At 73.1% G+C, this 13,194-nt stretch carries 9 protein-coding genes; 3 read left to right on the top strand and 6 right to left on the bottom strand.

The genetic code is table 11. From position 1 onward, the window contains the following. Positions 1-11: 11 nt before the first annotated feature. From OG510_RS33610 to OG510_RS33635, 6 genes are all read right to left on the bottom strand, one after another. Positions 12-1,451, bottom strand: coding sequence for a lyase family protein (locus OG510_RS33610; RefSeq protein ID WP_406141784.1), 1,440 nt, complete (start codon positions 1,449-1,451; stop codon positions 12-14). Beyond that, a complete protein-coding gene (locus OG510_RS33615; RefSeq protein ID WP_406141786.1) occupies positions 1,448-3,424 on the bottom strand; it encodes an FAD/NAD(P)-binding protein in 1,977 nt (658 codons plus the stop codon). The genes OG510_RS33610 and OG510_RS33615 overlap by 4 nt, the downstream gene beginning before the upstream one ends. Positions 3,425-3,482: 58 nt before the next feature. Next, the gene (locus tag OG510_RS33620) at positions 3,483-4,715 is read right to left on the bottom strand and encodes an FAD-dependent monooxygenase (RefSeq protein ID WP_406142692.1); all 1,233 of its coding nucleotides are present in this window, start codon (positions 4,713-4,715) and stop codon (positions 3,483-3,485) included. Between the two features lie 35 nt (positions 4,716-4,750). Next, a complete protein-coding gene (locus tag OG510_RS33625) occupies positions 4,751-6,325 on the bottom strand; it encodes an AMP-binding protein (RefSeq protein ID WP_406141788.1) in 1,575 nt (524 codons plus the stop codon). Positions 6,326-6,421: 96 nt separating this feature from the next. Continuing rightward, entirely contained in the window at positions 6,422-6,952 is a 531-nt protein-coding gene (locus OG510_RS33630; protein WP_406141789.1) for an SRPBCC family protein, read from the bottom strand. Between the two features lie 101 nt (positions 6,953-7,053). Further along, entirely contained in the window at positions 7,054-7,518 is a 465-nt protein-coding gene (locus tag OG510_RS33635) for a GNAT family N-acetyltransferase (protein WP_406141791.1), read from the bottom strand. 129 nt (positions 7,519-7,647) lie between these two features. Between OG510_RS33635 and OG510_RS33640 the strand changes: the two genes are divergently transcribed. The 3 genes from OG510_RS33640 to OG510_RS33650 all read left to right on the top strand — a co-directional run bounded on the left by OG510_RS33640 (position 7,648) and on the right by OG510_RS33650 (position 13,145). After that, positions 7,648-8,637 carry an NADPH:quinone reductase gene (locus tag OG510_RS33640; RefSeq protein WP_406141792.1) on the top strand — a complete coding sequence of 330 codons (990 nt, stop codon included), beginning with the start codon at positions 7,648-7,650 and terminating at the stop codon, positions 8,635-8,637. 333 nt (positions 8,638-8,970) lie between these two features. Further along, positions 8,971-10,137 carry an exonuclease SbcCD subunit D gene (locus tag OG510_RS33645; protein ID WP_406141794.1) on the top strand — a complete coding sequence of 389 codons (1,167 nt, stop codon included), beginning with the start codon at positions 8,971-8,973 and terminating at the stop codon, positions 10,135-10,137. After that, positions 10,134-13,145 carry an AAA family ATPase gene (locus OG510_RS33650; RefSeq protein WP_406141796.1) on the top strand — a complete coding sequence of 1,004 codons (3,012 nt, stop codon included), beginning with the start codon at positions 10,134-10,136 and terminating at the stop codon, positions 13,143-13,145. The genes OG510_RS33645 and OG510_RS33650 overlap by 4 nt, the downstream gene beginning before the upstream one ends. Positions 13,146-13,194: the final 49 nt, after the last annotated feature.

The following is a 13,194-nucleotide window of genomic DNA, read 5'->3' on the forward strand; positions in this document are numbered from 1 at the left end:
GAGTCCGCCCGTCAGATCACCGGCTGCCGCAGCGCACGGTCGACCAGCGCACCCGCGGCGCCCGTGTAACGCACCGGATCGCACAGCCCGGCCAGTTCGTCCGCGCCCAGGCGGCCCCGCAGCTCCGCGGCCCCGGCCAGCACCTCGTGCAGCGGGCGCCCCGTCCGCGCAGCCACCGCGGACGCCTCGCTCAGCACCCGCTGAGCCGCGGCCTTCCCGATCCGCGGCGCCAGCACGGCCGCGATCCGCTCCGACACGATCCCGCCGCCGGTGAGCCGGAGATTCTCCGCCATCCGAGCGGGGCGCACCTCCAGGCCTTCGGCCAGTTCCACCGCCGTGTGCGCGGCCCCGCCGGTCAGCCGCAGACACTCCCGCAGCAACTGCCACTCGGCGTGCCAGACACCGGCGGACCGCTCGTCCTCCGTCACCAGACACTGCGTCAGACCCGTTGCCAGGACGGGTACTTGCAGCGCGGCGCCGCGCACGAGTGTGGCCAGGACCGGATTGCGCTTGTGCGGCATGGCCGAGGAACTCCCGCGCCCGGTGGCGGCCGGCTCCGCCACCTCGCCGACCTCCGTCCTGGTCAGCGACTGCACATCGACGGCCATCTTGGCCAGCGCCCCGGTGGTGAAGGCCAGCGCCGCCGCGAGGTCGGCGAGCGGGGTACGGAGGGCGTGCCAGGGCAGCACGGGCCTGGCGAGCCCCGTCTCCGCGGCGAAGGCGTCGAGCAGCCGGTCCTGATAGCCGCCCGGGTCGGTCTCGGGCCCGGAACTCCCGCCGCCTCCGGCGGTGTCGGCGCCGTCGAGCCGTGCGTACTCCAGATACCCGGCGAGCGTTCCCGCGGCCCCGCCGATGGACACCGGCAGCCCGCCGTCGAGAAGCCGGGCGAGCCGTGCGTCCGCCTCCAGGACGAGTTGCCGCCAGCCCGCGGCCTTCAGACCGAAGGTCGTGGGCACGGCGTGCAGGGCAAGCGTGCGGCCCGACATCACGGAGTCGCGGTGGCGGCGTGCGAGCTCGCCCAGCGCCGTGGCCACCCGGCCGAGATCGGCCCGTACGATCCGCAGCGCCCGGCCCGCCACCAGCATGGCGCCGGTGTCGAAGATGTCCTGACTGGTGGAGCCGCGGTGCACATATTCCGCGGCCGCCGGGTCGTCCGCCGCCACCGCGCGGGCGAGTTCCCGTACGAGACCGACGACCGGGTTGGCGGTCTCACGGGCCGCGACGGCCAGCGCGCGCAGATCGATGCGGTCCGCGCGCGCCGCCCGCGTGATGCCGTCGGCGGCCGCACCTGGCAGGGTCCCCAGCCGGGCCTGCGCACGGGCCAGCGCCGCTTCCGCGTCCAGCATCGCCTGGAGCCAGGCGCGGTCGCAGACCGCCGCCTCGACAGGTGTGCCGGCCCGCACAGGAGACAGCAGGCCGGCATCGGTCAGCGCGTCGTGCGCCTCGGTCATACGATCACTCCCACGAGATCGGTGTCGGTCGAGACCGGGCGCACCCCGGCCGGGACATGGGCGACCGGGGGAAGGGCGAGCACGGTGCGGGCGATCCCGTCGGAGTCGCCCAGGGTCACCGAGTCCACCCCGGGCCTGATGCCGGCCGCGGTCACCCAGTGCACCGACTCGGTGGGCACCCCGTAGGCGAACCTGCGTGGATGGGCGTGGCCCTGCGGGCCCAGTACGTGGTACGGCCGCTCGGTCACCGCGAGCCCTCCGGTCTCGTAACCGCCGCCCTGGCCACCGGGGATGCGGTAGGTGGTGCACTGGCCGCTGTCGAGCAGATGCCGCAGCAGCGGGTCGGCGGTGCGGCGCAGATCCGGGTCGGGCAGCCTCGCCTCGATCAGCACCCGCGCCCGCACCGGCGGGCCTGGCACGAGCGTGGAGTCCGCGACGAAGGCCGGATCGCCGGTGTCGATACGGATACGGGTGCCGGGTCCGGTGAGTTCGAGGACGCCCGCCTCGATGAGCGCGCCCATCTCCTCGATACGGGAGGCGGGCGGGCCGATGGAGAGATAGGCGTTGAGCGGGGTATACCAGCCCTCCAGATCGTCGCGGTGCGAGTCGCCCGCCAGGCCCCCGTGGTCGACCGCGAGCCGTACTTCGTTCCGCAGGTCCCGCAGGACGTCCAGGGCGGCCTTGAGGGGGCCGCTGACGTTGCCGGCCCTCGCCTGCCGCACGTCCCGTGCCAAGTGGCCGAGCAGCCACGCCCGGAACTCGTCGCGACCGGTGAACTCCCGGTCCCCGTACGGCTTGGTGAGCCGTTCCCAGCTCCAGCGGTCGGCGGTGGCGATACGCCAGGCGTCCAGCAGCGCCGACGCGTCCTGTCCCGGCGGCAGAGCCAGATACGGCTCGACGAACGCCTCGCGGTCCGCGCCCCGCCCCCTGGCCTCCAGCAGAGTGCCGTAGTACACGCTCTCGACTTCACGGGAGATGAGCGGCCACAGTTCCGTGGCGAAGCGGACGCCGCCGCCCTCCGCAGGCCGGCTGCGGAGTTCGTCGATCAGCTGCGGGGTCAGCAGCCGGGGGAAGTACCGCCCGAAGGCGCCCTTCTCGTTCTCGCCGCGGGCCTGGTACGGGACACCGCGCCGCGAACTCGCGTACAGCAGCGGCTCCTTGCCCGAAGGCCGGTACACCAGACGCCCGCCCTCCCGGACGAACGTCCCGCCGCGGCCCGCGGTGAACAGCGCCATGTGGTCGAAGAAGTTCAGCCCAAGCCCCCGGAGCAGCACCGGACGGCCCGGCTCGATCCCGCTGAGGTCGAGGTCCGCCGGGTTGGCGGGGGTGATGTACGTGAGGTGGTGGATACGGGCGAGACTCGCCGTCCGCTCCTCCTGGGGTGTGAGGCGGGCGGATACATGGCCGAGCGCGAGGACGATCGCGTCCAGGTGGTCGAGCCTCGTACCGTCCTCCAGCCGGACGCCCTGCGGACCGCCGGGTATGCCCTGGGTGTCGGCCATGGCGACCGCACGCGAGCGGTGCACCCGGACCGTCACATGGGCCGGTGCGTGGGCGACCATATGACGGAACCGGTCGGCCAGATAGCCGCCGTAGAAGGCACGGGTCGGATAGCTGTCGGGCCCCAGCGCACGGGCCTCGGTGATGGCCGCCGAATCGTCCTGCGGCCCGGCCGCCCGTACCAGCTCCTGGGCCCATTCGTAGAGGCTGGGACCCGGCTCGATCGGTCCCTCTATCCGCGAACTGTCGTCGGTGTAGACGGTGATCTGGGACGCCACCGTGTTCATCAGGAGGTGCCGGGACTGCTCGGTGCGCCACACGGATCCTGCGCCAGGCGTGGCCGGGTCCACGACGTGCACGGTCACCGACGGGTGCGAGGGGGACCGCCGTTCGTTGGCGCACAACCGCTCAAGGACGGACAGTCCGCGGGGGCCGGCGCCGACGACGCAGACCTCGATCCGGCTGCTGCTCATAGCGGGCACTCCGATCTCAGATGGCCGGTGGTGATCAGGGACGCGGGACACGGCGTCGTCATGCGCCCGCCTGCTGGGGCGCGCGCACGGCGTGACCCGATCCTGGCAGGGCATCCGCCGAACCGAAGTCGCGGGCGCCGTGCATCCAGGCCACATGATCGTGCAACTCGGTCGCCGACAGGGACGACAGCATCGCGTTCCTCTCCTCGGCCGCCCGGCCCGCGGGATGCCACAACCGTGTGCTCCGGCGGGCGAGATCCTGGATCTGCGCGGTCCGGTCGCGCCGTTCGGCGTTGTACGCGTCGAACCGCGCGGGCAGCTCCCCGGCGGGACCGCCCACCGCGCTCCCGAGCAGCACGGCGTCCTCCAGCGCCTGGCAGGCGCCCTGGGCCGCGTAGTGCAGCATCGGATGGGCCGCGTCCCCCAGCAGAGCCACCCGCCCGTCCGTCCAGCGGCGCACCGGATCGCGGTCCACCAGCACCCAGGACCTCCAGTCGTCGCCCAGTTCGAGCAGGCGGTGCGGGATGTCGCCCAGGGCCTCGAACTCGCGGCGGACACGCTCCCGTGTCGCCGGGATCCCGGCGAACGCCTCCGTCGCGCCGTCGTCACGGCTCGCGGCGAGATTCAGGTACTTCCCGCCCGCGATGGGGTAGTGCACGAAGTGGCAGCCGGGCCCCGCCCACCAGGTGACGGTGGGGGAGCGGAGCTCGTCGGGCACCCGGGACATCTCGATGACGGCCCGGTAGACGGTGAGCCCGGACACGACCGGCGCGCCGTCGCCGACGAGTTGCCCGCGCAGCGCCGAGTGGATGCCGTCGGCGCCGATCACACCGTCCCCGCCGACCCGGCGGCCGTCGTCGAGCACCACCGTGGCGCTCACCGCGTCCTGCTCGTAACCGGCCACGCCGCTGCCGCTGCGCAGTTCGACCGCACGGTGCCGGCGGCACGCGTCCAGCAGCACGCCGTGCAGTTCGGCGCGGTGCACGACGACGTACGGATTGCCGAAGCGGCGCTGGTACGGGCCGGTGAGGGGCATGCTCGCCACGTGCTCGCCGGAGACCCCGTCCATGAACCGCAGCGCTTCCATCCGTACGGCGGTCTCCCGGACCGCGTCGCCGAGACCGAGGCGGTCGAGCGCGTGCAGCCCGTTCGGCGCCAGCTGGACACCGGCACCGATCTCGGCGAAACGGTCGGCCCGTTCGAGTACCACCACCTGGTGGCCCTGCTGGGCGACGGCGAGGGCTGCGGCCAGTCCGCCGATGCCGCCCCCGACGACCACGGTCCTCGCCACCCCGGTTCTCGCCACCCCGGTCCCTCCGTACGCACTCACGGGCGCCCGCCCTCGGCCGTCAGGAGCCGTGCGAGCTCCAGCCTCTTGATCTTGGTGGTGGCAGTCTGCGGCAGGTCGCCCAGACGCTGGTGCACGGGTGCGGCCATCGGCGGCAGGCCGGCCGTCGCGGCCGCCCACGCGGCGGCGTCCAGCGGCTTGTCGTCCTTGGTGCAGACGACGGGCACAGCCGTGCCGTCCGCACCGCGCACGATCACCACCTCGTTCAGCTCCGCCAGCCTGCCCAGCAGGGTGTCCTCGGCGGCCAGGGTGCTGCCGAACCCCTCGATCAAGTCGACCTCCCGGTCGAGGAGATGGACGCACCCCCACTTCGTGCGGTAGCCCACATCGCCCATCCGCCACCAGCCGCCGTCGGACACCTGCTGCTCATAGCGGTCGTGCTCACCGAGATACGTCACGATGCGGCCGTCGCTGCGCACCTCGATATAGCCGGGGTTGGCCTCCGAAGGAGCCCGGCCGTCACGGCTGACGACGCGGACCTCCGTCATCCCGGGGAACGGCATCCCGACACAGCGCCCGTCCGCCTCGGGCGCCCGGCGCCGGGTGAACGCGCGCACCACGGCCGGGCCCACCTCGCTCTGGCCGTACAGCTGGCCGAAGACCGGGGCCCGGCGCTTGGTCGCCCGCAGCAGCCGGTGCACGGTGCGGGGGTGGATGGCGTCGAAGGTACTGCTGAAGAGTTTGACGTTCGCCAGTGGTCCACGCGGATCGTCCGCCAGCTCCTCCCACTCCATGAAGGAGTTGGGGTGCGCCTCCAGTACGCCGGGGCGCAGCCGGGCGAAGAGGTCACCGACCCGCTTCACGTCGGAGTCGGCGAGTACGACGATCGGGAACCCGCGCAGCAGCGAGATGGCGAGCGCGGTGAAGAGCCGGGAGTGCACGAACGACACATGCAGTGCGATCGTCTCGCGCCCGACCAGGATGGGTGCGACGGCGAGTGCCTGGGGCCGGTACCTGGCCTGGAGGCTGTGGCCGGTGTGGACGGCGAGTTTCGGCGTACCGGTGGTCCCCGACGTGTGTGTGATGAGCGCCGGACGCCCGGGAGGCAGGGCCACCGGGGCGACCCGGGCGGCCCCCGCCAGCGAGGCAAGGGATGTGGCGCCGTCGTGGCTGCCACGGGTGAGCAGGACCCGCTCGGTCAGCTCGAAAACCGTGTCGGGCAGCTCCTTGGAGAGCTTCTCCTGGTCGGTCACCAGAAAGGGCCTGCCCACCCTGCGTACCAGTTCCGCGACCGTCGTGCCGTCCAGCATCGGGGACAGCAGGACGGGTACGGCGCCGATGCGCGCCACCGCGCAGGCGAGCAGGATGATGTCGAATCCGTCGGACTTGTGGACGACCACCTTCTGGCCGGGGCGAACCCGCGCCGCCCAGAGCCGTGAGGCGAAGTCGTCGACGATGTCGGCCACTTCGGCCACGGTCGTCCGCAGGCCGGTCGAGGGCGAGATGTCGAGTTCGTGATCGAGAATCAGGATATTCGCCGGATGCCGGGCCGCTGCCCGCTCGAAAAGCGTTCCCAGCCGGAATCCGTGATTTCCTGTGCGCTGTAGAAGCATGCCGCCAAGCTCTCGTCGGTGGACGGAGGAATCCGGCCGCCGCATGGTGGACACCGCTGTCGGCCGGAGGGTGCAGGAGGTCGGTGCGGAGCCGGATCAGCCCTTGTCGATGACAGCCTTGACGCGGCTCAGAGTGGCCGTCATATCGCTCTCCACCTTGGCGCCCCATTCGGTGAAGAAGCGCCGTTTCTGCTGCTCGTCCATCTCCGCCACGATGCCGCGGATTCCCTCGGTGGCCTTGTCCATACGGAAATGGTGGGTGAGCGTGCAACCGCCGTCCGCGGGCTCGATGTCGAACCCCCAGACGCTCTCCTGCCTGTTCCCCGAGGTGTCGCGCATGGCCCAGCGGAACGTGTGACCGGGCTCCGCCGCCACGATCTCGGACTGCGTCGTCCACTTTCCCCTGACGACCGGCGCCCAGGCGACGACCTTTTCGTCGCGCAGGTTCTCACCGCTGAAAACGGCTCCTACCGTGGCCGGTTCACCGGATATCCATTCGCCCCCGAGGCATTCGGAGCTCCATTCGCCGCTGCGGGGCAGATCACTGACGACTGCATACACATCGTCGGGGGCGGCGGAAACCTTTACGTGGGTGCGGAGTTCGAAGAGCGGGGATTCTTCACTCATGCTTCGGTCCATGCCGGGAAGCTTGCAGACGCCCCGCGGCACAGGTCAAAGCTCGGGCTGCGGGTCCGTCAAGTCGTCCCGCCGTGAGCTGTCCTGTGCCGTCATTCCGGGGCGATGACCGGGGTGATGTCCGGGGCGATCTCCCGGGCGAAGTGGTGGGCCGAGATCACCATACGGCGGGCGTGGTAGAAGCGGTGCGCCCCGTGATTGGTCACCCCTGAGTCGAGTTCGATCCTGGTGCAGCCGGCGCCTCGGGCCCGCGTCTCCAGCTCTTCCATCAGCAGACTTCCGATGCCGCCCGACCGCATCCGGGCATCGGTGACCAGGTCGTCGACGAACAGCAGCCGGCCCCGGCTCGTCGCCAGCGTCCGGTGTGTCGCCACCCCCACACAGCGGCCGTCCGGTGCATAGGCGGCGGTGAAGACCAGACCCTGCCGGTGGGCCTCCGCGGCGAAGGCCAGGAACGCCGCTTCGGTGAGCCCCGGACGCAAGGTCCGCAGCAGCGGGCCCACGTCGGTGCGCATGGCGGGCTGTCCGGGCGCGATGTCAGCTGTCGTCAGTTCCACAGCGGCAGCCTAGGACTGTCCGGCGGGTCAGGTGGCAGGGCGGTGGCGTTGACCTGTGACCGGGCCGAGTTGACGGACATCGGACCCGTTTCGCGGCGGTCCGCGGCCGCTGTGCCAGGATCCGGAGTCATGCGTGCCGCCTTCATAGAGCAGCTCGGTACACCGGACGTCATCCGCTACGGCGAGCTGCCGACGCCCCGGCCGGGCCCCACCGACGTACTCATCGACCTGCTCGCCACCACCGTCAACCCCGTGGACACCTTTGTCAGGTCGGGACTCTTCCGTACCCCCGTCGACTTCCCGTTCGTGATCGGCCGGGACGTGGTCGGCAGGGTCTCGGGGCTCGCCGCGACCGGTCCGGGAGCGCCCGGCTTCGATGTGGGCGACCTGGTGTGGAGCAACAGCCTGGGCCACGGGGGCCGGCAGGGAGCCGCCGCCGAGCAGGTCGTCGTGTCGGCCGACCGGCTCTACCATCTGCCCGAAGCCGTCGACCCGTACGAGGCGGTGGCCGTGGTGCACCCGGCGGCGACGGCCTTTCTCGCGCTGTTCACCCACGGCAGGATCCGCGCCGGTGAGACGGTCGTCATCGCCGGCGCCGCGGGAAACGTCGGAAGCGCGCTGGTGGTCATGGCGGTCCAGGCGGGCGCCAGGGTCGTCGCCACGGCGGCCCTGCGGGACGCCGACTATTGCCGCTCGCTCGGCGCTTCAGTCGTGCTCGACTACCGGGACCCGGACCTGTTCGGGGAGATCCGGGCCGCCACCCCCCAGGGCGTGGACCTCTACCTCGACACCGCGGGTGAGAACGATCTCACCAACGCCGTCGACCTCCTGGCGCGCCGCGGCAGGATCGTGCTGCTGGCGGGGGCCGGGACCAGGCCCGTGCTGCCGGCCGGGCAGCTCTACATGAAGGACTGCTCGGTCATCGGGTTCGTGATCTCCCACGCCACCGCGGCGGAGCTGGCGGAGGCCGCCGTCGCCGTCAACAGATTCCTCAGCCAGGCCCGGCTGCGGCCCCGTCTCACCGAGACCCTTCCGTTGAGTGCCGCCGCCGAGACCCACCGCCGGATGGAGGCCGGCGGGCTGCACGGCCGCAGGGTCGTGCTCCGCCCGGACCACTGACGGCAGTCAGGACCACACCGACGGCAGCCAGGACCGCCGCCCGGCCACGGTGACGGCACCGGCCCCGTGACGGAACGCTGCCCGGACACCGTGACGCGACCGGCCCCCTGACGTAACCGGCCCCTCGGGCCAACGGGACGCCCCCGGTCCTGACCGGCGGAGGGCGTGGCCGCACCGCCCCCGGCACCGATGGCAGACTGAGGGCCGTGTGACGGACCGGGCGCAGGCCGGACCCGGCGCAGGCGGGTCCCGCGGGCGGGGCCGGGCACCGATCGGGTGCCGAACCGGGGGCGGAGCAAGGGTGAGGGGAAACATGCAGGTCGGAGCGGAGCGGTGAGGCTCCTGCACACATCGGACTGGCACCTGGGCCGCTCCTTCCACCGCGTCGGACTCCTCGACGCCCAGGCCGCGTACCTCGACCACCTGGTGGCGACCGTGCGCGAGCGTGAGGTGGACGCGGTCCTGGTCGCGGGGGACGTCTACGACCGTGCGGTCCCCCCACTCGCCGCGGTGGAGCTCTTCGACCGGGCGCTGCACCGGCTCGCCGAAGCGGGCGTCGCGACGGTGATGATCTCGGGCAACCACGACTCGGCCCGCAGACTCGGAGTCGGCGCGGGTCTCATCCGGCTGGCCGGGATACATCTGCGGACCGATCCGGCGGGCTGCGCCACCCCCGTGGTCCTCACCGACCGGCACGGTGACGTGGCGCTCTACGGGCTGCCGTACCTGGAACCGGCGCTGGTACGCGACGAGCTGCAGGCGGCCAGGACCGGTCATGAGGCCGTGCTGTCCGCCGCGATGGACCGGGTGCGCGCGGATCTCCGTGGCCGGGCGTCCGGCACCCGTTCCGTGGTCCTGGCCCACGCCTTCGTCGCCGGGGGAGAGCCCAGCGACAGCGAGCGCGACATCACCGTGGGCGGGGTGTCCGCCGTACCGGCCGGAGTCTTCGACGGCGTCGACTACGTGGCGCTCGGCCATCTGCACGGCAGCCAGACACTCACCGAGCGGGTCCGCTACTCGGGCTCCCCGCTCGCCTACTCCTTCTCCGAGGCCGCCCACCGCAAGACGATGTGGCTGATCGACCTCGGCCCCGCCGGGGACATCTCCGCCGAACGGATCGACTGCCCCGTACCCAGGCGGCTCGCCAGGATCCGGGGCCGCATCGACACACTCCTGGAGGATCCGGCGCTGGAACGGCACGAGGATTCCTGGGTGGAGGCCACACTCACCGACCCGGTGCGGCCCACCGAGCCGATGGCCCGGCTGAGCGCCCGCTTCCCGCACACCCTCAGCCTCGTCTTCGAGCCCGACCGGACCACCGGCGACCCGCTCGCCTCCTACGCGCAGCGCCTCCAGGGACGCACCGACCAGCAGATCGCGGAGGACTTCGTGGCGCATGTACGGGGCGGAGCCGGGCCCGACGCCGCCGAGCGCGGGGTCCTCTCCTCGGCCATCGACGACGTCCGGGTCGACGACGGGGCGAACGAGGTGGCGCGATGAGGCTGCACACCCTGCGCTTCACCGCGTTCGGCCCCTTCGCCGCCCGCCAGGAGGTCGACTTCGACTCCCTCTCCGAAGCCGGGCTCTTCCTCCTCCACGGCCCCACCGGCGCGGGCAAGACATCGGTGCTCGACGCCGTGTGCTACGCGCTCTACGGGGCGGTACCCGGCGCACGGCAGAGCCCCGGGGCCGGCCTGCGCAGCGACCACGCTCCGGTGGACGAGCCCACCGAGGTCTCGCTGGAGCTGAGCGTCGGCGACCGCCGCCTGGAGGTCACCCGGCTGCCCGCCCAGCCGCGCCCCAAGAAACGCGGCGAGGGTTTCGTCACCGAGAAGGCACAGAGCAGACTGCGCGAGTACGACCGGGCGACCGGCGGCTGGCGGTCGCTGAGCAAGTCCCACCAGGAGATCGGCGAGGAGATCACCCAGCTCCTGGGGATGAGCCGGGAGCAGTTCTGCCAGGTGGTGCTGCTGCCCCAGGGCGACTTCGCCCGTTTTCTGCGGGCGGACGCCGAGGCGCGCGGAAAGCTGCTCGGCCGGCTCTTCGACACCCGGCGTTTCGCCGCCGTCGAGGAGCGCCTCGCCGTACTGCGCCGCGCCGCCGAGACCCAGGTGCTCGCCGGTGACGAACGGCTGCTGACCCTCGCGCACCGGATGGCGGAGGCCGCCGGCGCGGCCGCCGACGACTGGCCGCTGCCCGGTGACCGGCCCGGCGAACCGGGCCTCGCCGAGGCCGTACTCGAGTGGGCCGCGGTGGCGCGCGCCGGAGCCCTGGAACGCCTCGACATCGCCGGGGCGGCCCTCGCCGCCGCGGAGAGCCGGCAGGCGGCGGCGAGGGCCGCCCTCGACGACCAGCGCGAACTGGCCAGGCTGCAGGAGCGGTTCGAGCAGACACGCCGCCGAGCCGACGAGCTGGCGGACCGCAGGACCGAGCGCGATCAGGTGCGCGCCAGGCTGGACCGGGCGCGCCGGGCCGAGCGGGTCGCCGACGCGCTGGCACAGCGCGACGAAGCGGCCAGGCACCACCGCGCGGCCGTAGGCGCCCAGGAGCGCGCCCGCCGTGAACTGCCCGCGGAGCTGGCCGACGCGGGCGCCGAACAGCTCGCCGCCGTCGAAGGCAGGCTCCGGCAGGACCTCGGCGCACTGGACGCGGCGCGCCGGGCCGAGCGGCGCAGCGCGGAGATCACGGCGGAGCGCGCCGGACTGGACCGCCAGGCACACGCCGACGACGAGCTGATCCGCGAGGCGGCCGCCTGGCTGGCCGACTGGGACACCGTCCTGCGCCGCTGCCAGGACCGAATCGAGGCCGCACAGGAAGCCGCGACCCGCGCCGAGCACCTGGCAGGACAGCTCGAACCGGCCCGCCACCGGCTGGCCGCCGCGCGCACCAGGGACCGGCTCGCCACCGAAGCGGCGGCGGCCGATGCCCGGCTGACCGCCGCCCGCGAACAGGCGAACGCCGCACACGAGACCTGGCTCGACCTGCGGGAGCGCCGCCTGCGCGGTGTCGCGGCCGAGCTGGCCGCCGCACTGCGGGACGGCGAGCCGTGCGCGGTGTGCGGCGCGGCCGACCACCCGGCGCCCGCCAGACCGGGGGCGGGCCATGTGGACCGGGCGGCGGAGGAGGCGGCGTACGAGACGTACACCCGGGCCGAAGCGGACCGCGCCGAAGCGGAGCGCGCCCTCGGCGCCGTACGTGAGGCGGTCGCGGAAGCACGGGCGGGGGCGGGCAGCGCCACCACCGCCGAACTCGCCGACCTGGTCGAGCAGTTGCGGCGCGACCACGCCGAGGCGCACCGTACGGCCACCGGAATGCACGCCGCCCGCGAGGAGCGCACCCGGGCCGAGCGCGAACACACCGAGCGCACCACGGCACAGCAGCAGGCCGAGCGCCGCTCCGCCGCCCGCACCTCGCAGCGCGAGGCGCTGGAGCGGGAGCAGTCCGCGATCGAGGAAGAGCTGGTCCTGGCGCGCGGCGGCGCCGCGAGCGTCGCCGAACACGCCGCACTCCTCGAACACCGGATGAGCTTCCTGGACCGGGCGGCCGACGCCGTACGCGCGGTCGACACCACAGCCCAGCGGCTCAAGGAGACCGACGACCGGCTCGCCGACGCCGCGTTCAGGGCCGGGTTCGACACCCCGCAGGCAGCCGCCGCGGAACTGACGGACGACAGCGAACAGCGCCGCCTGCAGCAGCGTCTCGACGCCTGGCAGGCCGAGGAGGCAGCCGTCGCCGAGCGCCTCGCCGAGCAGGACGCGGCCACCGCGGCCGCCCGCCCGCCGGCCGATCCGGACGGCGCCCGTGCGGAGTTCGACACCGCCGAGCGCGCCTTCCTCGACGCGTCATCGGTACTGGATGCCGCGGCCAAGCGCCGCACCGCGCTCCAGCGGCTCTCCCGGCAGGCCGCGGACGAGCTGACCGGCCTCGGGCCGCTGCGCGCCGAGTACGACAGGGTGGCCCGCCTCGCCACGCTCACCGCCGGCACATCGGCCGACAACGAACGGAAGATGCGTCTGGAGTCGTACGTCCTGGCCGCCAGGCTGGAACAGGTCGCCGCGGCGGCCACCGCCCGGCTGCAGACGATGTCGGCCGGGCGCTACACCCTCGTCCACTCCGACGCCAGGGCGGGCGGCCGGGGCCGCTCCGGGCTCGGACTGCACGTCCTGGACTCCTGGACGGGGCGTGAGCGCGACACCGCGACGCTCTCCGGCGGCGAGACCTTCTTCGCTTCGCTGGCCCTCGCACTGGGCCTGGCCGATGTGGTCACCGACGAAGCGGGCGGCACCCGTCTCGACACCCTCTTCATCGACGAGGGCTTCGGCAGCCTGGACGACCAGACACTGGACGATGTGCTCGACGTGCTGGACTCCCTGCGCGAACGGGACCGCAGCGTCGGCATCGTCAGCCACGTCGGTGATCTGCGCCGGAGGATCCCCGCCCAGCTGGAGATCGTCAAGGAGCAGAGCGGCTCGGCGGTCCGCCACCACGCGGCAGGAGCCGCCCGCTGAGCCGGCCCGGCCCCAGCGGGCGGCCGGGCCGCTCAGCTCCTGGTGTCGG

This window comes from Streptomyces sp. NBC_01089 (assembly GCF_045162975.1).
Classification (GTDB): domain Bacteria; phylum Actinomycetota; class Actinomycetes; order Streptomycetales; family Streptomycetaceae; genus Streptomyces.